The organism is Dyella japonica A8 (assembly GCF_000725385.1).
Lineage (GTDB): Bacteria > Pseudomonadota > Gammaproteobacteria > Xanthomonadales > Rhodanobacteraceae > Dyella > Dyella japonica_C.
This window is the reverse complement of the sequence record NZ_CP008884.1, coordinates 290,456-311,799: the sequence shown is the minus strand read 5'-3', so window position 1 is coordinate 311,799 and position 21,344 is coordinate 290,456. Positions and strand designations below refer to the sequence as shown.

The following is a 21,344-nucleotide window of genomic DNA, read 5'->3' as shown; positions in this document are numbered from 1 at the left end:
CACGGAAGTAACTTGGTTGGTACCCGTGTACGAGCAAACGATAGCTTCCCGGGTCGGCTATAGAGTCAAACAAACAGGGGAAATGGATGCGGAGATATCTACTGGTTGTCGCAGGCGCGTCGCTGGTCGCGGCTTTGGCTGCATACGGCTTCATGGTGAGGCCAGTCCCCAAGAATGCGATGTACGAGATTCCCGGTATGGGCGTGAAGCTTGCCCTGCCCAAGGGCGTGAGCCCGCCACCCTTTGGAGCGATGTTCCGGAGCAGCGACCGGACAATAACCATCACCGTATCCGTGAGTTCAACGGACCTCCCCAGAGAGAGTGAGGAGGCTCTGGAGCAAACCTACCCCGAGCCCGTCACGACGTTTCATGGCGACACGCTGGATGGAATATTGCATCGTCGAACGCGGGGGGATGGCCGGACCTGGGATGGGTGGTGGCTGAATGTCGAAAAGGGCAAGCAGCATCTGGACGTTATGGTCAGCTATCAAGGAAATGACCCGAAGAAGTTCGAGGAACTGAAGTCGGTTCTTTCCACCATCGTGTGGGATGGAAGGACACCCGATCCGGAAACCGTGTTCGGCATGAAAGTCGATGCCCCGGGATTGCAGCTCGTGAGGGAAAACTCCGGCGCATTGATGTATAGCGCAAACGGTGGCCCGGATTGGCACCAGCCCTTTATCCTCCTGATGGCACTTCCCAACAAGCTGGAAGAAGACAAGCTTGGAAACGGCGAGATATGCGGACTTGCCGCCACCAAGTTCTTTGAAGGAAGGAGTGCGTCAGAGCCTCGATACAGCCAGACGGGAGGAGTCAGGATGTGTGATGTCCATGGGGAAACCAGTGATACGGGCGTGAACTACTACGCCGCGATGGCATTCCCGGATGGGGCGGCGATCCAGGTGGTTGCGGAAGGAGAGCCTGATGCGATTCGCGCAGCCATTCAAAGTGCCAAGCGGGATTCAAGGCTCTAGCGGTCTGTATGGCGTCCCCTTTCGACCCATAGCGGGCATCTTCACTAATTTTGAAAGGAGCTCGACCGTGACTGGACCGACTGTCACTGGCTATACCCGGGACACCGGTGATCGAGCGTTCCTCTTCTTTGTTACAGATGACGTCCATGTCCCTTACAAAAAGCTCAAAGAGGACTTCGGACGGCTGGGGCTGGCGCCTGGCGCGCACGGAGGCCAAGTGGCATTTGGAGAGTTTTACGAGGTCTTTCTTCTCGCTGGCGAAAAGGTATGCCTGATCATGGATTCAGATTCAGGCGAAATTTATATCAGTGCGGACAATCAGAAGATCATCGATTTGCTCGTTCACAAGCTTAGCTCTCTGGGTGGATATAGCATCGATTCGACACCTTCGGCGTGAGCGGAAGGTATATTCGAGATGGTCTGCTTTCGACCCAAAGCGAACATTCGGTGAACAATGATCAGAATGTTGACGAAACGCGAGTTCCATTCAACAAGCTAGATGCCAAAACTCGATACCGGAGTCGCAAATGAAGATGGCAATACTGTTTGGAACGCTGATCCTACTCGCTGGTTGCGCCGATCACTTTGTGGCGCCCACGAGCGGTCCAGTTGCTGAGGCCAATTTCGCTGCTGCTGGACTTGACCACGGAGCAACGATTCTCGTTCAGAACTTTGACAACGAGTCTTGTGCGCCAAGCAGGAATGGAACTCGTCTTGCTACCTTCACAACCACTGCTATTCAAGGCAAGGGTGATTCTCATGATGGAGTTGCTCGAACAATTCCTGCAGGAAAACCCGCTATATTCACTTATGCTTACAACGATGGCTCGTCGGGTGTCATGGACAAGACGTGCTCAATAACCGAGTCGTTCGTACCGACTGCGGGTGCTCGTTACCTTGTGAAATTCCATAAGCTTGATAAGACATGTGATCTGTCGGTGACTCGACAGGACGGTAACGATCCAAAGGCGGTAGAAGGGCTTCATCAGGTCAAGCCGATATGCCTCAATGGGCTTACGGGGTAGTCTGATCTATCGAACGTACAAGAGGTCCGAAGACCCAGATCTCTATTGGATCGGCATCGTCCTTCCGTCCTTGTGCATTGCCGGAATCGTCTACGGGATCCTTTTCACATAACCGACAAGGATGGCCTCACGCAGCGGCGTTGGAGGGTATCGTTATGTCCGCTTCCGAAGAATCGCCAAAAAAGGGAAATCCATATGGGCACGTATCAAGCGCCAGGCGTGCTTAGGCGCTGGACCAGGGATGTTCCTGGTGGCGACCTTCACGAACTCACCATTCTGAGCAACGATCAGGTCTGTGTGGCGTCTGGTCGGTATGCCCACAGCTCTGGCGCGGTCTGTTGTACATGGCGAGACTTTGAGGACGGAGCCTTGAATGCTCTTGCTGTCGAAAGTTTGGGCAAAGAAGTCGTTGACGACGCCCTCGCGTACATTTCCGGACATCGGGCCGGCTAGGACTTCCTAAGGTCCGCTTTCGACCCAAAGCGGACACTCCTCCGCGACTAGTTGAGCGCACATTCATGGCCGAACTATGTGAGCACCTTCGTCCTCTCTTCGACGATGCGCTTGCCAACGGTTGCGTTGTCGGCGAGGTGTCGGCCGGGTGGTCGAATGCGGATGTTGTGTTGCAGCTTTTGCCAGCGATGCCTGCGCTCTTGAGGCGTCAAGTCACCGTTCCGGTTCGCTATTACCAGTCAGCCAGGACGCCCCACAACCGGGCCGATGAGGGCTTTTTCTGCGCGGCCTGCCGTATGGGCCTGACTTTCCCTTTGCAGGGGCTTTGAGCTGAAGTGCTAGTGTCCGCTTCCGCTTCACAGCGGACCCTGGCCAGCCAGGGGGCAGTCGCTCGCCTGCAACAAAGGCTGCCGCTCCATTGGGAACGCGGGTAAAACAGGATAAGCGCGGGAACCACCCTGATTTCGGGGATGCCTCGAGGCTTCAATTCCCCGTAAGCTCGCTGACTGCGTCCGCGTTTTGCCCGGGGACGCGCGTCGCACGCAACACTCCTGGCGAGCCATCCAGGCACGGGGGATGTCGCAAGATTCCGCGTGCACCCGGGTCATCTCCCAGGGCTCGGCGATCGGCCGGGGTGACGGGTTGAGGTTAGACTGGCGGTAAATCGCAGGCGCTTTCACCGGGGACCCGACCGCTCGGGGCAAGTGGTTGCCTGCTGCATGAGTTCGCCTAGGGATGTCCCAACAGGGGGGGATAGGGTGATGGAATCGAGTCGGCTATCGATGCCGGGCGCCGGCCTGCGTCGCGGTGCATCCTGGGCGGGACTACTCGGACTGGTGCTGTTGTTGTGCCTTGGGCTCTTCCCTCCGGCTGTACACGCGCAAGCTGGCTGTCCGACAAGCTTGACCGTGGTATCGGGCGGATCATCCATGTTCGATACTTACCTTTGCACGAGCAACAAGGGCACGAATGGCGCGTTGTTCCTCCCGACACAGCCCGGCCACGGCACGGTAACGCAGGACGCCAACGATCAGTTCGTCACTTATCAAAACAATGGTGATACCTCGACGTCCGATTCGTTCGTGTGGCAGGACTTCTTCGGTGTCAGTCACCCGGTCTCGGTGACGATCACGCCGGCGCTCAGCATCACTACCGGCAGTTTGCCACCCGCTACCGTGGGCGGTACCTACAACCAGGCCATCATTGCCAGCGGTGGCGTCACGCCCTATACCTTTTCGATTAGCTCAGGCGCCATGCCGGCGGGGCTGAGCCTGAGCAGCGGCGGCTTGATCTCCGGTACGCCTACGGCGGGTGGCACGTTCTCGTTCACGGTGAAGGTGACCGACGCCAGCAGCAACACGGCCACGAAGGCCTATACCAACGTCACCGTCGCCGCGCCGATCATCAGCGTGACGCCTTTGTCCCTTCCTTCGGCGACACAGAACTCGGCCTATAGCCAGACCATCACCGCCAGTGGTGGAACGTCCACGTACACGTATGCGGTGACCAGTGGCAGCCTGCCGCCGGGCGTGACACTCTCTAGCAGCGGGATGCTGAGCGGTACCCCGACCTCGTACGGCGGCTACCCGGTCACCATCACCGCCACGGACAGCAGCACTGGTACCGGCCCCTACACCGGCAGTGCCGGCTACATGCTGGTGGTCAACGCGGTGACGCCGACCATTACGACGGTCACGGTGCCCAACGGCACCGTAGGGATTAGCTATAGCACGGCTCTTAACGCTTCCCACGGCAACGCACCCTATACGTTTTCCCTTGCCAGCGGTTCCTTGCCGCCGGGTTTGTCCATCAATGCCGCTGGCGTCATTTCCGGCACGCCTACGGCCGGTGGCGCCTACACGTTCACGGTGAAGGTCGCGGATGCCGCCAGCAGCACGGCGACGCAGACCTATGCCGGCGTGACCATGGCGGCGCCGGTCATCACCCTGTCACCTGCGACGCTGCCGGGCGCTACCCAGGGCAGCAGCTTCAATGCGTCCATTGCTGCCAGCGGCGGTAGCAACCCGTATACCTATGCGGTGACCAGCGGTTTGCTGCCGGCTGGCGTGTTGTTGAACGCCAGCACGGGCGCGCTGAGCGGTACACCGACGGTGTTCGGCAACTTCAACTTCACCATCACTGCCACGGATAGCAGCGGCGGCACCGGGCCTTACACGGGCAGTCAGCCGTACAGCCTCTCTGTAGCCGCGTCGATGCCGGTGATTTCTTCAGCCGCCTTGCCAAGCGGTACCGTGGGCACGGGCTACAGCCAGACCATTACTGCCAGCAACGGCAATGCGCCGTATACCTTCAGCATCAGCGCAGGCAGCCTGCCACCTGGCCTGGTACTCGCCAGTGGCGGCCAACTCTCTGGCACGCCCACGGGGGGCGGCAGCTACAGCTTTACGGTCAAGGTGACTGACGCGTCCAGCAATACGGCAACGCAGGCCTATACCGGCGTGACCATCAATGCGCCGGCCCTGACCCTGTCGCCGTCAACGGCCCCCGCCGCCACGGTGGGCATGGCCTACTCGCAGAGCTTCAGCGCGGCCAACGGCACGGCACCTTACGTCTATGTCGAAAGCAACCCGCTGCCTCCGGGCCTTTCGTGGAACGCCGCCACGGCGACCCTGTCGGGTACGCCGACCCAGGCGGGCACTTTCCCGATCACCATCCAGGTGACGGACAGCAGCGGTGGGAGCGGTCCGTATACCCACAACTTCACTTACATGCTGCAGTCGAATCCGCCATCGCTCGCCATGGCCCCAGCGGGCAATTCGGTGCTCAGCGCCGTCTATGCCACGGCCTATTCGCAGAGCTTCACGGGGACTGGCGGCACGTCGCCATACTCATACCGGGTGAGCAGCGGCAGCTTGCCGGCGGGCTTGTCGCTGAGCAGCAGCGGCGTGCTTTCCGGTTCCCCCACACAGTGGGGCAATTTCAGCTTTGCGGTCACGATGATCGACAGCTCCACCGGCGTGGGGGCACCCTTCAGCGTCACGGCGAACTACAGCATGACGGTGGCGTCATCGTCCATCACGCTGTCTCCGACAACCATCGCCAGCGGCACGGTCGGCGCAAGTTATACGGCAACGTTGAACGCCAGCGGCGGCATCGGACCGTACAGCTTCGCCATCACCGCGGGCAGCCTGCCCGCCGGGATGAGGATGAGCAGCAACGGCGCGTTGAGCGGCACGCCAACGGCGGCGGGCGCGTTCAACCTGACCGTGACGGCTACTGACGCGAACAGCTTCACGAGCAGCCAGGCATACACGCTGACGATTGGCGCACCCACTCTGGGGCTGAGCCCCGTCACGCCGGCCTTGCCGTCGGCCACGGCCGAGAGTGCGTACAACCAGAGCTTCTCTACCACGGGGGGCGTCGGGCCGTATCACTACGCGGTGACGTCCGGCGCATTGCCGGCGGGGCTTAGCCTGAACTCGTCCGGCGTGTTGGGGGGCACAGCCACGATGGCGGGGGTCTTCAGTTTCTCCGTCACGTCTACCGATAGCAGTACGGGCACGGGTGCGCCGTTCACGGCCACGCGCAGCTACACCCTGACGGTGCAGGCGCCGAGTCTGAGCATTTCGCCCGGCACCTTGCCCAATCCGCAGCAGGGCACGGCCTACAGCCAGTCGCTCAGCGCAAGCGGCGGCACCGGCGGTTACAGCTATTCGGTCAGCGCGGGAGCGCTGCCGGCCGGCCTGGTGTTGAGCAGCTCGGGCCTGCTGTCGGGCACGCCGACGGTCAATGGTCCGTTCTCGTTCTCCATCACCGCGAGCGACAGCAACCACTTCACGGCGACGCAGAGCTACAGCATCGTCGTGGGCGTGCCTGTCGCGCCCACGGCTGCGGCAAAGAGTGCAAGCACGCCGTACAACACCGCGGCGACGATCAACCTGGGCGGTTCGATCACCGGTGTGGATATCACCGCCGTCAATATCACGACGGCACCCGCGCACGGCACGGTCAGCGTATCGGGTGAAACCGTGACGTATACGCCATCGTCGACCTTCTACGGCGGCACCGACAGCTTCACGTACACGGTGACCAATCCGGGCGGCACGTCCATGGCCGCGACGGTAACGGTGCTGGTGGGAACCCCTGCGGCGCCCACGGTGGCCGCAACGTCGGCAAATACGACGTACAACACGGCGGCGAGCATCGACCTGTCCACGGTTATCAGTGGCGTGGATGTCACCGCGGTGCATGTGGCGACCGGGCCAGCGCACGGTACCGCGTCGGTATCGGGCATGACGGTGCTCTACACGCCGTCGTCGACCTTCTACGGCGGTGCCGACAGCTTTACCTATACCGCGACCAATCCGGGCGGTACGTCGACATCGGCGACAGTCACGGTGATGGTTGGGGCGCCCGCGGTAGCCACGGTGACGGCCAAGTCGGCAAGCACGCCCTACAACACGGCCACGGCCATCGATCTGTCGAGCTTGATCAGTGGCGTGGATGTGACGAGCGTGGCCATTGCCACGGCGCCGGCACATGGCACGGCGACGCTTTCCGGCAAAACGGTGACCTATACGCCGGCATCGACCTACTACGGCGGCACCGACAGCTTTACCTATACCGCCGCCAACCCGGGCGGAACGTCGTCGCCGGCAACCGTCACGATCACCGTGACGCCGCTCAGCGTGCCGACGGCCAGCGCCCTCGCCGTGACGACGACCACCGGCACGCCGGTGACGATCCAGGCGGAAACGGGGGCTTCCGGCGCACAACCGTTCACCGGCATGAGCGTGGCAAGCACGCCGGCGCACGGCAGTGCGTCGATCAGCGGAGAACAGATTCTGTATACGCCGAGTGCGGGTTTCGTCGGTACCGACAGCTTCACGTACCTGATCACCAATCACTTCGGCAGTTCCGTGCCGGCGACGGTCACGGTGACGGTAACCGCCGCTGGCAGCACGTCGGGACGAAGCAAGACCGTGCTTGCGGCCACGGGCAAACCGGTGACGGTGGACCTGAGCCAGATCGCCCCTGGTACCTACGTGTCCGCCACCGTGCTGGGCCTTTCGCCAGGGGCGGCGGGCAGTGCGGCCATCGGCGCGCCAGCATGGCTGACCTTCACGCCTGCGAACAGCTATACCGGCCTGGTACAGATCACGGCGGTGCTGACCCCGGCCAGCGGACAGCCGATCACGGTGGAGGTACTGGTACTGGTGAGCAGCCAGCCTGATCCGTCGAACAATGCGGATGCACTGGGCATTGTCCATGCGCAAGCGCAGGCGGCGCTGCAATTTGCCAATAGCGAGCTGGACAACATCGGCCAGCGCCTGTCCAGCCTGCACGACGGTTCGGCGGAGCTGTTCAGCAGCCACGTGGCGGTAAGCGTGGATGGCAAGCCGTTGCAGGCGGGCGGCATCAGTCCGGATGCGCGCCGGTGGGGACATACAGGCAGCAGCGGTGTTGGCAACCGCGATGCCTTGATGCAGGCCTGGGGGCGTACCGGTATCGGCGCCAGCGGTGCCGATGGCACGGCAGCACCGGCGTCCGATGGCAGTGCGGACGGTGGCGGAAGCGTGGCGGACGGCAGCCAGGGTGGCGCGGGTGCGTCCGCGGCGACCAAGGCGGGAGGTCCGGAAGGCCTGGGCGTGTGGATCAACGGCCGCGCCGATTTCGGTGCATTCAACGCCTACCGTCAGTCGGCCGGTTTCGACAGCGACAATATCGCCATCAACACGGGCGTCGACCAGCGCATCGGCGAGAACGCGCTGGTGGGCATGAGCCTGGGCTATGCGCACGACAACAGCAGCATCGCCCATGACGGCACGCGCAGCATCGCCCAGGGGTACAGTGCATCGCTGTATGGCTCTTACGCACCGACGTCACGCACCTATGTGGACGTCATTCTCGGCGGCGGCGGCCTGCGCTTTGACAGTCGTCGTCCCGATCCCGACAGCGGCGGCTTGTTGACTGGCCAGCGTACCGGTAGCCAATGGTTCGGTTCGTTGACGGGTGGCTATGAATACCAGTATCACGATGTGCTGCTTTCGCCGTATGGCCGCTACCAGTGGTCGCGCAGCGAGCTGAATGGCTATGCCGAAAACGGCGCGGCCAGCGCCGCGCTGGCCTACGGTAGCGAAACGGTACGCAGCTCGCTGTTGGCGGTGGGCCTGCGGGCGAGCGGCCAGGTGAAGTTCGACAGCGCCGTACTGGTGCCAAGGGCACGACTGGAGATCGGTCACGACTTCCAGGGCACCAGCAACACCTTGTTGAGCTATGCGTTCATCCCCACCGCTGGCAGCTGGAGCGTGTTGTCCAATCCGTATTCGGCCAATGGCACCAGCGTCCAGTTCGGCATCGGCGCCGGCCTGCAGCTGCCGCGTGAACTGAGCCTGGGCATCGACTACGGCTACATGCTTCAGCCGCATGCGCACGACCAGATGTTGCGATTCGATCTGACCAAGCAGTTCTGACGGGGCGGGCTCTCTTCGGGCGCGATGAGAGCCCGGCCTCGTGCTGGCAGTCTATGCAGACAACTGCGGAAACGCTGCAATCACCACTCATGTCGAGCCCTCGATCAAGACGGTACGGAATCTATCGAGAGCTCGATGACACCCCCTTTCGACCCATGGCGGATAATCCCTTCGTTGGGATGCGAGGAAAGGATCTTCCATGAGGCACATACGCGTCATCGCGATGCCCCCGGGTGAAGCGCCTGAGCGAATCCGTGCCGCCTGGATTGGCGTGGTCCTTCCGCTTGCGGAGACCAAAGGATCGCAGCCTGGCATCTGGATCACCCAGGGTGTGCTGGGCAAAGACCGTGGCCTGCTGGCTCGTATCAAACGCCTGCTAGGCATGCTGGTCGTGGAACAGCCTTCCGTAGCCTACGCCGTGGACGTGTTGGCCGCGATGGAATCGTTGCGGGCACACTCGCCATCGGCCGCCATGTGGTGGGAGCGCCACACCCCACACTTGCTGGTGCCAGGCAAGCGGTTTTGTTTTTCGGCGGCATGTTGCGAAGAAGTTGGTACGCAGGCCTGAGTCGTAGAAGGACGCTCGGACGCGAGTCCAGGCGGCTCGTCGGGGAAGCAGGCAGGGCCTACGCGTGTGTCCCGTGGCCGCTTCTGAGCCAAAGCGGACCGTTTCCCCAGACGCCCTGTGTCGATCCCCCAGGCACTCGTTCGTCGCATACTTGAAGGTGACCACTCCGGCCACCCCTTCCGCCAGGGAGACAGTCATGTCCTACATTGATGGTTTCGTGATCGCCGTACCCAACGCCCATCGGGAACAGTTCATCGAGCACGCCCGTACCTTCGACGTCATTTTTCTGGAATACGGCGCCATCCGGGTGATGGAATGCTGGGGCGATGACGTGCCAGATGGCAAGCTCACCGATTTTCGTCGCGCTGTGCAGGCAACGCAGGATGAGTCCGTGGTCTTCTCTTGGGTGGAATGGCCCGACAAGGCCACTCGCGATTTCGGCATGGGAAAACTCATGGAAGATCCGCGCATGCCTGCCGCCAGTGATATGCCCTTCGATGGCAAGCGCATGATCTTTGGCGGCTTCAAGCCGGTGGTTAGCGTGCCTGACTAGCGAGGGCTTGAGCAGCGCGCTTTCCCAAACGGGGGGAGGTTCACTTCTGACGGACTTATCGGTGAACCTGGCCCCGTTGTTGAAGGATGTTGAGTGTCCGCTTTCGACCCGAAGCGGCCCTGCCGGTGCAGCATTTGATGTCCGGCTTTAGGTCGGATGGTTGTCCTGACGTGCACATCCGTCTATTTGATAGCTTGGGAGTCAGGCGCATGACTGAGCGAGCGATCTCTGCGGTGCTGAATCTGATCGTGCCGGCCTGTGGTGGCATCTTGATTGCGCTTTGTATCCGGAACAGACGCGCACCGTTCGTCGCAGCAGCTATGGCGTGGTTCGCCTATTTGGCTTTCAACCTTTACACGGACGGTCACTCTCGCGAGAGCGAGCTATTGCGTGGCACATGGCCATTCTTCCAGCTCACGGCTGGCACCTTTGTGGCATTACTTGCAGCCGCCTGCGCGGCTGGCACACTTAAGGTTCTTGGCAACGCTCGTAACTATTCGTCCAAGCGGAAGAATGGGCCGCCAGCCGCGTAACTCAGGCGTTAGCCACCAGCAAGGGGAAGAGTCCGCTTCTGACCCGAAGCGGACATGGGCCATAACGCGGGCATGACCAAGCGCGAAGCTAGGCGTCGTTTCGTTCCATGGGTTACATTGGCCCAAGGGGACAATCCAGTAAGGCTCGGCACATCGCACATTCTTGCGAATGGCGCGGCGTGCGCAGGCCACATCGGGTCAAACGCTCCCCGCACTTCACATCGGGGAAGCCTATGAAGATGTTCGATGAATGGATTCGTCGCCAGAACGCCTCGGCAAAACGCCGGCATCGTCGCGAGGACGCAGGGTCGTCCGGCCGGGCGTCCTCACCATGCTGCTTGGCCATCGCTGCAGCGGCCTTGATGGTTGTGTTGGCGGGTTGCAGCCCATCGTCTCCTTCATCATCTGCGACAACTCCCGCTGCTCCCTCTCCCGGCGCGGTGGCCTCGCCCGACAGCCTGGCAGCCAACGCCGTTGAGTGCATGCACAAGAATGATTTGGCTTGCGCAGAGGCGAACTGGAGCCAGTACGTCAAACTAAGGCCGATGGATGTGCGTGGTATTGCCAGCCTCGGCGTTGTCCTCAACAAGGAGGACAAGAACGAGCAAGCCATCGAGGCCTTCGAAAAAGACATCAGCATGGGGGCCGGGGCATACGATCTCTTTGCTTTCTATGCGGACAGCCTGTCCAAGGTCGGCCGCATCGACGAAGCCATCGACTGGTCGTACAAGTGCCTGACGCTCATGCCATCGCTGGTTGACGTTCGCGAGAAGCTGGCTCAGTTGCTGGTGCTCAAGAAGCGTAGCTATGAAGCGCTGACGCTACTTTCAGAGTTCGATCAGTATCTGGACGAGCATGGGCGGGAACCCCGGTTCCTTGGCAATCGCATGGCGATCGAATCCGCCATTCATGATCTGGGGTCGAGCAACACGCAGGAAGTTCAAGCCCTGCGGCTGGTGAAATTCCAGGATACCTATTACGCACCGGTCAGCGTGGGCGAGTCCGGCGTTCATCCTTTTGTGGTGGATACCGGCGCAACCACGGTGGTGGTGAACGACGACTTTCTTGCTGCCGCCAAGATTCCTTACAAGACGATACGTATGCAAGCCGAAGCGCAGCTTGCCGACGGTCGCGTGGTGGGCGCCAGGGAGATACTGATCGACCACCTGAAGGTGGGCCCGATGGAGCTCAACAAGGTCAAAGCCATGACATGCCAGTCCTGCGAACTATTGCTGGGCGCCAACGCGCTGTCGGCTTTCACCATGACCATGTCGCAAGTGAAGGGCGTAGATGTTGCGACGTTGACACCGCACGGCTAACTCGCGACGTCCAAACCCTCATCAGCGGCGGCCGCCTGAACATCGGGCGGCGTGGCGCGAAAGGTCCTGCTGTTGGTTTGCCGTGCCGATGGGAATGGCCGCCGCCGCCCTGTCGTCGGAAAGTTAGGGCATGCAAGATGAAGGGAGCGCCATGATTTTTAAGGACAGTGCCAGCTTTCGAGCGGTTGGGGCGGATACCGCACCATGGCTGGAACAGTGACATCGGTTGCCAATGGGGGGCGACATGAAATGCGAGAACTGTGGAGAGGTGACGGGGGACGAGCGGTTCTGTGGTGCGTGCGGGCATGCCCTGGCACCAAGCTTCAGCTTGCCGATGCAAGAGCTGGCTACTGCCGATAGCCCGCGAACGCCACTCGGTGGAAGTAGACCCGCCGCCAGCGAGGCAAAGCGGTCGTCGCCCGACGTGTCGGTCGGCCCCTTTGCGCTGAGCATGGCTTTGTACTTCGTGGCCATTTTCGTCAGCTACTACGGCTTCGTTAAGCGTGACGTGCCAATAGCCCTGGGCTGGGCCCTGGGGGGATGCATCATCTGGCCGGGCCTGATCGTCGGCATCTCGCGTCTGTTGGGTGCCAGGCGGCCACGCCGCAGTATGCTCATCTGCGTACCGATCCTTTCCGTCCTGTCCTTCCTTGGCACCTCGTCCCAACACGGGGACGCAGCCGACAAGAAGCAACTGCATGAGGCCGTCGTGGCCATCCAGGCGCAGGAAAGGGGCGATGCCACCGCCATTTCCCCGCAGGCGCCGCCGCAGCAGTCCCCAGGCTCCCGGGCGGACGGCACGCAGAGTCTCCCGCAAGCCATGAGCAACATTGCCGGTCGGATGCATGACCAGCTGCTCAGGAACAAGGAACGCCATGACCAGATGGCCGCCCTGCATATCGAAACCGCCTTGAGGCCGGCCTCTCTGGTGCGAGCCGAATCGATCGCTGACAGTCGCGAGCGTCTGGAAAAGTACTTTCAGATTCAGCAACAGATGTTTGCTGACTACGACGAGACGTCGGCTGCGGCGAAAGACGAGCTGAGCAGACTCCCGCCAGGCGAGCGCGAGCAAGCGCTCGCCGGCCTGGCGAGAACTCGGCCGCGTGCCGTCGCTGCCATGGGCAATTTCAAGCGCGTCGAGCAGCAGCTTCATGCCGATTTCACCGAGATCCTCGATCTGGCCGATGCCAACCTTGGCAAAACGAGGGAACAGGACGGGAAGATCTACCTTCCGCCCGCCGCGTTGCAGGCCTACCGCAGGCTGGTGGGTGACGTACGAGATCTCACGCAACAGGAAGCAAACGTCCGGGACGAGCTGCGAAGCATCCAGGCTGATAGCGAGCAGATGTTGGGAAAGCTTGAGCAAGAGACTCGCGGCTCGTAGCCGACGAGCGGAAGGCGTAAAAAGTGCGAGGGTGCGGCTTAAAGTGTGCAGAATGAAGGAAGCGCACGCTGACCCCGTTTTTTTAATGCCGTGCAGGTCCGCTTTCGACCTAACGCGGACACTGCGAAGTACCTAGTGCTTTGACAAGGATGATAGAGCAGTGAAAGGTGCGCCCAATGCCATGCATTCGACGAACGTGAACGCAAAGGCCTCCGTCCGCTGGCCGTTACGGATCTTCGCGGCGTTGATTGTTCTAGCCGGCGGGGCGGCAATCATCGGTGAGGTATTTACCGGCTCGTCGCACCACGCGCCTTCACGATGGCAACTGCTCGCTAGCCTCCCTGGCACTCTCTGGCTAGTGCGACTGGCTTGGCATGCTGCCGTCCGAGGTATGTCGCCCGCACACCCTTGCTGGCCGTTCGCTACTGATCGATTACTGTTCTGCTACATGGCGACGTGGCTGGCCGTCTATTTTTATGCATGAAAGGTTCACTTTCGACCCTGAGCGGGCAAGGTGGCTGGACACCAAATAGTTGAAGGAGGGGAGTCGTTGAAAACGACCTATGCCTGGCTAATGGCAGCAACTGCCTTTGCGTCGGTAATAGCTCTGACCATCTTTCTGTGGATCGTTAGCGCGAAACTGCTTCAGCCTCATTGGGTGAGAACGGTCATTGCTATTTGTGGCGGAATGTTCTCGCCGAGGGTTGCCCGATTTGCATGGCTGAAGGCTCGCCGCGGGGAAGCCTGAGTGTCGGCTTTCGACCCAAAGCGGACATCATCTAAATTGAGAGTGCAGCCTCAAGGGGAGAGGGAACATGTTTCCATTGCAGTCAAAGAATCTACGCCGACTCGCCCAGATCCGCTCGATTCTCTACGTCGTTATGGCGGTCGTGGGTTTCGTGCTACTAGGCATCAGTATGCTCAGGGAGCACTGAGCCAAATGGGCGTCAGCTTCCGACCCAAAGCGGACCTAAATCTCTGACGATCCATAGCCAAATCAATGGAACATTGAAGACAACATCCGCTTCAGGCCTTGACCATCTTCCACGGCGATCCAACATGAAGCCATTGCTACTCAGAGACATTCTCGCCATCATCGGCGCTTCAGCCTATGTTCTGATCTTTTTCAAGATCGGAAATCTTCTCTATGGCGAGATCCAGTTATTCGCAGCAAGAATTCTTCGCCAGGCAGTTCAAGTTTCAGTCGGTGGAGCGCTTGAATCCTTGGCATATATGGCTGGAGCGTTAATGGTTGGCCTGATCGCCAGGCGTCGCGGCTTTGTCTATGGGGCTGCGATCCCCGTCGTAGTTCAGGCCTGCCTCTACGTTTGGTACGGCCCCATGGGTCATACCAATATTCCGCCAGAGTTGCGTGAGCGATATCCCTACCCGTTCTGGCTGTACTTCTTTCCGATCTTCGCCTGGGTGATCCAGACGGGTATTGGCGGCGTCGCAGGTGTCCTCCTGGCCAAGTGGGCGAGTGAAGGAGCCGAGCGAAATCGCTACAGGTTCTTGCTGGCAGCCGCCTTGGTCATCCCCCAGGTGGCTGCATGGTGCTACCTCACGCACGCCATCATGTGGGGCTCCGATTCATACCCGCTTCAAACGATCGAGTTCATCCCCGCGACCATCGTCTTTCTTCTTGTCGGGTACGCCTCCATCCGCAACATTATTAAGAACAGCGCCCCTCTGCCGAGCACTGCCTGACGATGCAGTCGAGTGGATGCGCTTATGGTGCGCCGCTCACTCAGGGCGTTGAATGTCTGCTATTGGCTAGGAACGGAAGTGGCGCAAAGCTTGGTGGACTTCCAAAGCAGAAATGGGGTCAGGTTCACTTATAGGGCTTGTCTGCCTAAGGTCTGCTTTCGACCCAAAGCGGACACTTACAATGACGCGAAATTGAAGCGAGGGCGCAAGATGGACAGCAAAATGAGTCGGCCGATTAGTTGGCTAGCTCTGTTCACGATGGTCGTGGTTGTCTTGTTCATCAGTTGGCAGTCCTACCAGGACAGCCAGAGCTATACCTTGACACCCAAGCAAGTGTTGATCGACGAGTTGAGGGCCTTACCAGTTCCTTCTGGCGCTCAGTCGTTAGGTGATCTGAAGCTGACCGACAGATCGACCTTCTACTTCGTCGATCAGCGATATTCGTCCTCGGTCAGTCGCGATACCGTCGCCAAAAGCTATACGGATGCGCTTCTTGCTGAAGGTTGGCGGCCAGTTTTGGCGAGCAGCAACGAATATCACTCTCTCTGGTTCTGTAAGAGCGGTGTCCATGCGTCCATCGACTTCTTTGGTGACCCGAACTCGCCCACGTATAAGCTATCGCTAACAACTGGAGGCTGGGTCATCCAGACTTGTGGGTAAGGCGGTTCTAGAGAGTGTCCGCTTTCGACCCAAAGCGGACCTTGTGGGAACCGCTATGATCGCGGCAGATCTCGGGGGAATCAGCGACCATGACCGGCACGATCGTAATCAGCTCCACTCAATCGGCCGACGTGCGGACGATCGATTTTTCGCAGATCGTCGAGGAAATCAGAAGCCGTATTGAGGACCCTCTTTTAATCGCCAAGCTGCTAGATGCCGTAGATGGTGGCGGAATCAACATGATCTTGGCCGACGGGCTCAATGCCCGTGAGTTGGTCGCATTTGAGCGGGCTCTGGAAGCTTTCGGTTTGAACCTTGGCGCCCAGGATCACGGACTGGCGAGCTTCATCCGAAACGTATGTGAACAAATTAAGGTGGACCGGAGACTGGATAGCGCAGGTCGCTAATGGCCGCTTCCGACCCGAAGCAGACCTTCGCATTCAATACCTGAGAAAGGCGAGTTGGGGAGATCATGATGGTTAACCAGGTGTCCCAAGAAGACAATTGGGAAGGCTATCCAACTGGGCGCACTCTTCTATGCGCCGCGTTGTTTTTGGGCGGCTTGTACCTGAGTCGCAAGGGTGGTGACGCGGCTTCGCACCCTTGGGGCTGGTTACTGATCGGCTGCGCGACACTTCTGTTTACCATCATGGATGTCAGAAGCGGCTGGGCGGTTCTTTACCACCGTCCCGTGAGTCGCTCCAAGGAGCCAAAGCTCTTTTGGGCGAGCATTGCCACCGGAAGTGCCCTTGGCGCGGGCGTTATCGTGTTTTCTGTCGGTGCCATGCTGGGGTATTGGAGCTCCTGACTGTCACTCGATGACATCAGGAACTCAAAAGGCTCCTGGCGGTGATTTCGTCAGTCAAGTAGACGAATTGGAAATGTCCGTTTCCGACCCATAGCAGACATTCCAGAATTCACCCGTTGGCGTCGCCATCAGTGGTGCCATGGTGGACGGTCCGCAGCAGCGGCGTGTTCAGGCCCCATCGGAACCGGTGGCAGGTTTGCCGGACTTCTCAGCCTGGCGCGGTGTTTCCACTCAAGACATGCATCATGGCGAGAATCTGCTGACCCGTAGCCCGTGGATGTAGCAGCAGGAAGCAACTGCTGCCGTAACGCGAGGGGCGGCGTGCAGCGGCTGTGCACACTTCACCGTCGTCGGACGCGAGCACAGGAGGTCCGGCGCACTGGGGGTCCCAGAGTTGACGACGCTTCAGGCCATGCTGCGGCCCACCGGCGATCAGACATTCGACGATCTCTTCCATCGTGGCCCCCTGAGCGTTGAAGCTTTTTTGTGCCTTGCCTACGGGGATGCATGGGCCGCGCCATGCTCGCGGTAAAAATGTGCGATGCATCACGATTTCAAAAGGACCCGGGCGTGGGTGAAGGTGATTTCCATCCGTTTGGATGTTCTTGGTGCCCTCCGGGCCTTGCGGATCGCTACGCCTGAGAGTGGCGGCATATCCCGAATACCAAACTGGGGGTGCGTCCCGTCGCCTCGCCGTCGCGTCTTGTCGTCATGGTTGACCCGTTCTTGACGCTCCGGCAGGCGATACGTGCCTTTTTGGCGAGGTTCTGACGTTCTTGGGCCGCAGCCGCGATGGTGACGTTGCTCGTCATCACGGGAGGCCTTCCGATAGGCGGCGCGCCAGAGGCCTGCTTCTAGCCTTGAACCAGCGGACCGGTTTGGACGTCCGTTTTCGCCGTCACGGCGGGCTCCCTGCTTCGCTTTCAACGATCAGAGCCACGTAAAAGCCCATCCGCCCGGCGTCGTGTTTTTGCGCCGCAGCGTGACAGCTTGCGACTTCGGGGTCTTAATCACGACCAGGGGAAATTAGATCGATCCAAGTTCAGAAAGCTTCGGTTCATGTCGCGGCTGCGCCGGAACCGGGCGACCTGGAGTGGGGCGGGGAGAGGCTGTGAGCGTGGGCGTCGGTTGGCGCCCGGCATGTGGCTGCTTTTCGCCAGACCGGTTAAGGGAATGGGGAGCCGTCGCATGAAGGCAGACATCGTTCGCATGGCCCTGACGAGAGGTTCTCGTGCCGCGGGTACATCCGCATTCGCGCCCACCATGGCGGGCGGCGGCCAGCATTTCCGTCGAGTGTCTCGGGGCCGTCGCGCAGCGGGGGACACCGGGTGCCGCCATGGCCTGACTTCCATCGAACCCGCCTTGAACCGCGTGCCGGGACGTGCGCCATGCACGGCCCTCGCGCTTGTCCGCATCACCCTGTCAGACGGCTGCCCGAGCGAGCGCGCCCGCGTTCGCGACATCGGCATCGCTGAAGTGCCAACCCCCGGTCGTGCCGGGGCAAGCGGCTGCCTGCCGCTTGGGCAACACCAGGCCCTGGCCCTGACCACAGGGCTGCCGGGGGCCTGAAACAACCATCACCGACGAGCCGGGCGCTCGTTGCACGCCGATAATTTAGATCGATCTAAATTCGAAAGGAGGGAGTCGCCGGCAGCCATACATCGCGCACGCAGAAGTGATCGAACGGGGGATCACCGCGCCAACTCCTCAACAAGGCGCACACCAGTAGGGGAATCGAAAAAATGACTTACCTGCCACACGTGTTTACGCGCAAGCCGTTGGTCGCCGCCCTCGCCATGGCGACCTTGTCCTTTGGCGGTGGCCTTGGCATGCCCGCCGCCGCCTTCGCACAAAGCGCCGCGCCTGTCGCGTCGCCAGCGACGACACCGGCGTCGACGTCTGATGGTGCAACGGGCAAGAAGGACGACAAGAACAAGAAGGCCGACAAGGAGGATGCGACCACGCTGGGTACGGTCGTGGTGACGAGCTTCCGTCAGTCGGTCGACCAGAACATGCAGGACAAGCGCGACTCCAACTCCATTGTCGAGGTGATCAACGCGCAGAACATTGCGCAGTTCCCCGCCAAGAACATCGCCGATGCGCTGGCGCACGTGCCGGGCGTGGTCATCACGCGCGAATCAGGCGAAGGCAAGACGGTCAGCATCCGTGGCCTTGCGCCCGAGCTGACGCTGACGGAGTTGAACGGCAACTACGTGGCTTCGGCCGATACGTCGGCCGGGCTGTCCCGCTCGTTCAACTACACGCTGATGCCCGCCAACATGTTCTCGGACATCAAGCTCTACAAGAGCCTGGAAGCCCGCCTGGACGAAGGCGGCATCGGTGGCAATGTGGATCTGCACACGCGCCGTCCGCTGGAGATGAAAGCGAACGACGGCTTCGTGTCCATCAATGCCGCAGGCTCGGACAACAGCAGCAAGGTCACGCCGCAGGGTTCGGCGCTGTGGTCGTGGAAGAACAAGGACGAAACCTTTGGCGTGCTCGTGGCGGGCTCCTACCAGAAGCGCCGCGACGTGGACTACATGGCCAACGCGTCGAGCTGGCACTGGTGGTCCAACGACTGTACCGACCACACGACGTGCACCGCGCCGCCCACGGATGTGCATGGCCATGCCTACGGCCCCGACGTGGCGCCGAACATCGACATGTGGTCCGGCGGCGGCGTGACCGACCAGTCCGGCAAGAGCTATTCGGGCTACTGGATGCCGCAGCAGTTCGCCACCAGCCGCAACCAGTTGGACCTGACCACCAAGGGCTGGCAGGCGACCATGCAGTTCAAGCCCATCGATCACTTGCTGCTCACGGGCAACTACTTCCGCTTCGAGCGGCAGCAGACGCAGATCACCAACACGCTGGAGGTTCCCGAGTGGGGCCTGCCCACCGGCAGCTATGCGGACCAGCAGGGCCGGCTGCTCGCGCCCAATGGCCTCACGTTCGACCCGTCGCACACCATCGTCACCGGCGCGAACTATGTGCTTCCGCCCGCGGGCACGGGCTGCAACGCGCTGACCAATCCCGTCACCGGTGCGCAACGGCAACCGGTGGATGTCTGCTCCACGGAAATCCCGTGGCTCAACGGCAACTACTCGGTCGAAAAGGCTACCTCGCAGACGGCCAACATCGAGGGCGAATGGGATAACGGCGGCGCGCTCAGCGGATCGTTCAACGTCGGCCGCACCTGGGCAACGGGTGGCCCGTCGGTGGAACTGGGCATGGCCGCCAAGCCGCGCAACTTCGTCAACGGCCAGTGGGTGGATGGCAGCAACGGCGCGTCGTGGACGTTGAACGGCAGGCCGACGCTCAATGCGTCCTCGAGCGTGCTGCAGAACATGCTGGCCGGCGAGGGCCAGGTGGACCTGGGCTCGACCGGTTCCAACATGGTCAATACCAGCACCTCGCAGAACTTCGCGCAGGCGGACTTCACCTGGGCCTTCGAAGACAGCTGGATGCAATCGCTGCAGTTTGGCGCCAAGTACCGCGACAACCGCGCCGAGCAGCAGCAGAACGAGCTGCGCTGGTACTGCAAGGGCACCACGCTGCAGTTCCAGACCTGCGACCCCAATGCGGGACAGCTGCCGGCCGGCTTCCTGCTTGCCAACCCGCTGGATGGCAGCAACCTGGCCTACAACGACAGCATCTTCCCGGCGATCAATTTCCCGGCCTACTATAACCACCTCAACTCCACCTACGACCGGGTGGTCTACAACCATCCCGAAGACAAGTCGTCGGTGAAGGAACAGATCTCGGCCATCTACGCGCAGGCCAACTTCGACACGGGCGCGGTGCGCGGCAACGTGGGCCTGCGCTATGTGAGCACGAAGCAGGATCTCACCGTCGCCGACCAGATCACCACCAACAACGCGGTGTACTACCACGATGCGAACGGCAACATCCTGATCTGCCCGGCCACCGGCGTGAACGCGGGCGGCGGCCCTTGCGCACCGGGCGATTTCCAGTACCTGCCGCGCGAGCAGTCGGTGGTGCAGACCTACTCCAACGCCACCACCTCCAAGCGTTACAACAAGCTGCTGCCGAGCTTCAACGTGGCGTGGACCTTCGCGGATGATTTCGTGCTGCGCGCCGCCGGCTCGCAGGCGATGGCCCGAGCCAACTACACGGACCTTGCCCAGCTCGGCAACCTCACCAACGACACGCAGGCGTACTACAACGACCGCAAGCAGTTCGGCGCGCCCTTGCCCGGCTGGTACGGCAGCGGTGCCAACGCCGAACTGAAGCCGTTCACGGCCACCCAGTTCGACGTGGCGGGCGAGTGGTACTACGCACCCGAATCGGTGGTGGGCGTGGATCTGTTCGAGAAGAAGGTGAAGAACTTCGTCGTGCCGGTCACCGTCAACAACATCACGGTGAATGTCGGCGGCACCGAGCAGAACTTCATGCAGTACAGCACCAATGCCAACGGCCGCTCGGGCACGTCCAAGGGCGTGGAGCTTTACACGCAGCACACCTTTGAGATGGGCTTCGGCTACATCGCCAACTACACGCTCAACAAGACCAACGAAACACCGGTCACGCTGGGCGACACGCAGGTGGGCAAGTCGGAGTTGATCGGCAGCGCCAAGTACGCGGCGAACATCTCGCTGTTCTATGAAATGAACGGGTTGCTGCTGCGCGCCACCAGCAACTGGACGGGCCGCACCATGCAGGGGCTTGCCGCTGGTCTGCCCATCTACACCGAGCCTTACAACCAGATCGACCTGAACGGCGACTACGAGTTCACCAAGCACCTGATGGTGACCGCGTCGGTGCTCAACCTGACGCGTTCCATGCCCCACCAGTACCTGGGTGGCGACACCACGCAGCGCCTGTACCAGCTCGAATATGCCGGCCGGCAGTACTACGTGGGCCTGACCTACAAGTTCGGGGACGGTGGTTGAACCAGCACGGGCG

General features: G+C 61.0%; 15 protein-coding genes. 14 read left to right on the top strand and 1 reads right to left on the bottom strand.

The features are described from left to right. Positions 1–86: 86 nt before the first annotated feature. From HY57_RS01265 to HY57_RS01205, 13 genes are all read left to right on the top strand, one after another. Entirely contained in the window at positions 87–974 is an 888-nt protein-coding gene (locus tag HY57_RS01265) for a hypothetical protein (protein WP_019464568.1), read from the top strand. Between the two features lie 67 nt (positions 975–1,041). Further along, positions 1,042–1,371 (top strand): hypothetical protein, encoded by a 330-nt coding sequence (locus HY57_RS01260; RefSeq protein ID WP_019464569.1) that lies wholly within the window; start codon positions 1,042–1,044, stop codon positions 1,369–1,371. A 130-nt stretch (positions 1,372–1,501) separates the two neighbouring features. Beyond that, positions 1,502–1,999 (top strand): hypothetical protein, encoded by a 498-nt coding sequence (locus tag HY57_RS21395; protein ID WP_144240736.1) that lies wholly within the window; start codon positions 1,502–1,504, stop codon positions 1,997–1,999. 1,382 nt (positions 2,000–3,381) lie between these two features. Next, on the top strand, positions 3,382–8,886 hold the full coding sequence (locus HY57_RS01250; protein ID WP_051821623.1) for a putative Ig domain-containing protein: 5,505 nt from the start codon (positions 3,382–3,384) through the stop codon (positions 8,884–8,886). Positions 8,887–9,085: 199 nt separating this feature from the next. Continuing rightward, on the top strand, positions 9,086–9,454 hold the full coding sequence (locus tag HY57_RS01245) for a hypothetical protein (protein WP_019463516.1): 369 nt from the start codon (positions 9,086–9,088) through the stop codon (positions 9,452–9,454). Between the two features lie 196 nt (positions 9,455–9,650). Beyond that, entirely contained in the window at positions 9,651–10,007 is a 357-nt protein-coding gene (locus HY57_RS01240) for a DUF1428 domain-containing protein (protein ID WP_019463515.1), read from the top strand. Between the two features lie 209 nt (positions 10,008–10,216). Continuing rightward, positions 10,217–10,540, top strand: a complete 324-nt coding sequence (locus HY57_RS01235; RefSeq protein WP_038579196.1) for a hypothetical protein — start codon at positions 10,217–10,219, stop codon at positions 10,538–10,540. A 233-nt stretch (positions 10,541–10,773) separates the two neighbouring features. Then, on the top strand, positions 10,774–11,859 hold the full coding sequence (locus HY57_RS21055) for a retropepsin-like aspartic protease (protein ID WP_157786167.1): 1,086 nt from the start codon (positions 10,774–10,776) through the stop codon (positions 11,857–11,859). A gap of 244 nt (positions 11,860–12,103) precedes the next feature. Continuing rightward, positions 12,104–13,243 carry a zinc ribbon domain-containing protein gene (locus HY57_RS01225; protein WP_144240735.1) on the top strand — a complete coding sequence of 380 codons (1,140 nt, stop codon included), beginning with the start codon at positions 12,104–12,106 and terminating at the stop codon, positions 13,241–13,243. Positions 13,244–14,302: 1,059 nt separating this feature from the next. After that, positions 14,303–14,950, top strand: a complete 648-nt coding sequence (locus HY57_RS01220) for a hypothetical protein (protein WP_038579195.1) — start codon at positions 14,303–14,305, stop codon at positions 14,948–14,950. A 222-nt stretch (positions 14,951–15,172) separates the two neighbouring features. Then, the gene (locus HY57_RS01215) at positions 15,173–15,610 is read left to right on the top strand and encodes a hypothetical protein (RefSeq protein WP_158407918.1); all 438 of its coding nucleotides are present in this window, start codon (positions 15,173–15,175) and stop codon (positions 15,608–15,610) included. A gap of 89 nt (positions 15,611–15,699) precedes the next feature. Continuing rightward, complete coding sequence (locus tag HY57_RS01210) at positions 15,700–16,017, top strand: hypothetical protein (protein ID WP_038579189.1); 318 nt, start codon at positions 15,700–15,702, stop codon at positions 16,015–16,017. Positions 16,018–16,082: 65 nt separating this feature from the next. After that, positions 16,083–16,418, top strand: coding sequence for a hypothetical protein (locus HY57_RS01205; RefSeq protein ID WP_144240734.1), 336 nt, complete (start codon positions 16,083–16,085; stop codon positions 16,416–16,418). A gap of 208 nt (positions 16,419–16,626) precedes the next feature. On the opposite strand, the gene HY57_RS21050 is transcribed toward HY57_RS01205, so the two are convergent. After that, complete coding sequence (locus HY57_RS21050; RefSeq protein ID WP_081500702.1) at positions 16,627–16,875, bottom strand: hypothetical protein; 249 nt, start codon at positions 16,873–16,875, stop codon at positions 16,627–16,629. Between the two features lie 1,285 nt (positions 16,876–18,160). On the opposite strand from HY57_RS21050, the gene HY57_RS01200 reads away from it, so the two are divergent. Then, positions 18,161–21,331, top strand: a complete 3,171-nt coding sequence (locus tag HY57_RS01200) for a TonB-dependent receptor (RefSeq protein ID WP_019466432.1) — start codon at positions 18,161–18,163, stop codon at positions 21,329–21,331. Positions 21,332–21,344: the final 13 nt, after the last annotated feature.

Coding starts and splice junctions, on each gene's coding strand:
- HY57_RS01265 (WP_019464568.1), top strand. CDS start 87: ATGCGGAGATATCTACTGGTTGTCGCAGGCGCGTCGCTGGTCGCGGCT.
- HY57_RS21395 (WP_144240736.1), top strand. CDS start 1,502: ATGAAGATGGCAATACTGTTTGGAACGCTGATCCTACTCGCTGGTTGC.
- HY57_RS01250 (WP_051821623.1), top strand. CDS start 3,382: ATGTTCGATACTTACCTTTGCACGAGCAACAAGGGCACGAATGGCGCG.
- HY57_RS01245 (WP_019463516.1), top strand. CDS start 9,086: ATGAGGCACATACGCGTCATCGCGATGCCCCCGGGTGAAGCGCCTGAG.
- HY57_RS01240 (WP_019463515.1), top strand. CDS start 9,651: ATGTCCTACATTGATGGTTTCGTGATCGCCGTACCCAACGCCCATCGG.
- HY57_RS01235 (WP_038579196.1), top strand. CDS start 10,217: ATGACTGAGCGAGCGATCTCTGCGGTGCTGAATCTGATCGTGCCGGCC.
- HY57_RS21055 (WP_157786167.1), top strand. CDS start 10,774: ATGAAGATGTTCGATGAATGGATTCGTCGCCAGAACGCCTCGGCAAAA.
- HY57_RS01225 (WP_144240735.1), top strand. CDS start 12,104: ATGAAATGCGAGAACTGTGGAGAGGTGACGGGGGACGAGCGGTTCTGT.
- HY57_RS01220 (WP_038579195.1), top strand. CDS start 14,303: ATGAAGCCATTGCTACTCAGAGACATTCTCGCCATCATCGGCGCTTCA.
- HY57_RS01215 (WP_158407918.1), top strand. CDS start 15,173: ATGAGTCGGCCGATTAGTTGGCTAGCTCTGTTCACGATGGTCGTGGTT.
- HY57_RS01210 (WP_038579189.1), top strand. CDS start 15,700: ATGACCGGCACGATCGTAATCAGCTCCACTCAATCGGCCGACGTGCGG.
- HY57_RS01205 (WP_144240734.1), top strand. CDS start 16,083: ATGATGGTTAACCAGGTGTCCCAAGAAGACAATTGGGAAGGCTATCCA.
- HY57_RS21050 (WP_081500702.1), bottom strand. CDS start 16,875: ATGGAAGAGATCGTCGAATGTCTGATCGCCGGTGGGCCGCAGCATGGC.
- HY57_RS01200 (WP_019466432.1), top strand. CDS start 18,161: ATGACTTACCTGCCACACGTGTTTACGCGCAAGCCGTTGGTCGCCGCC.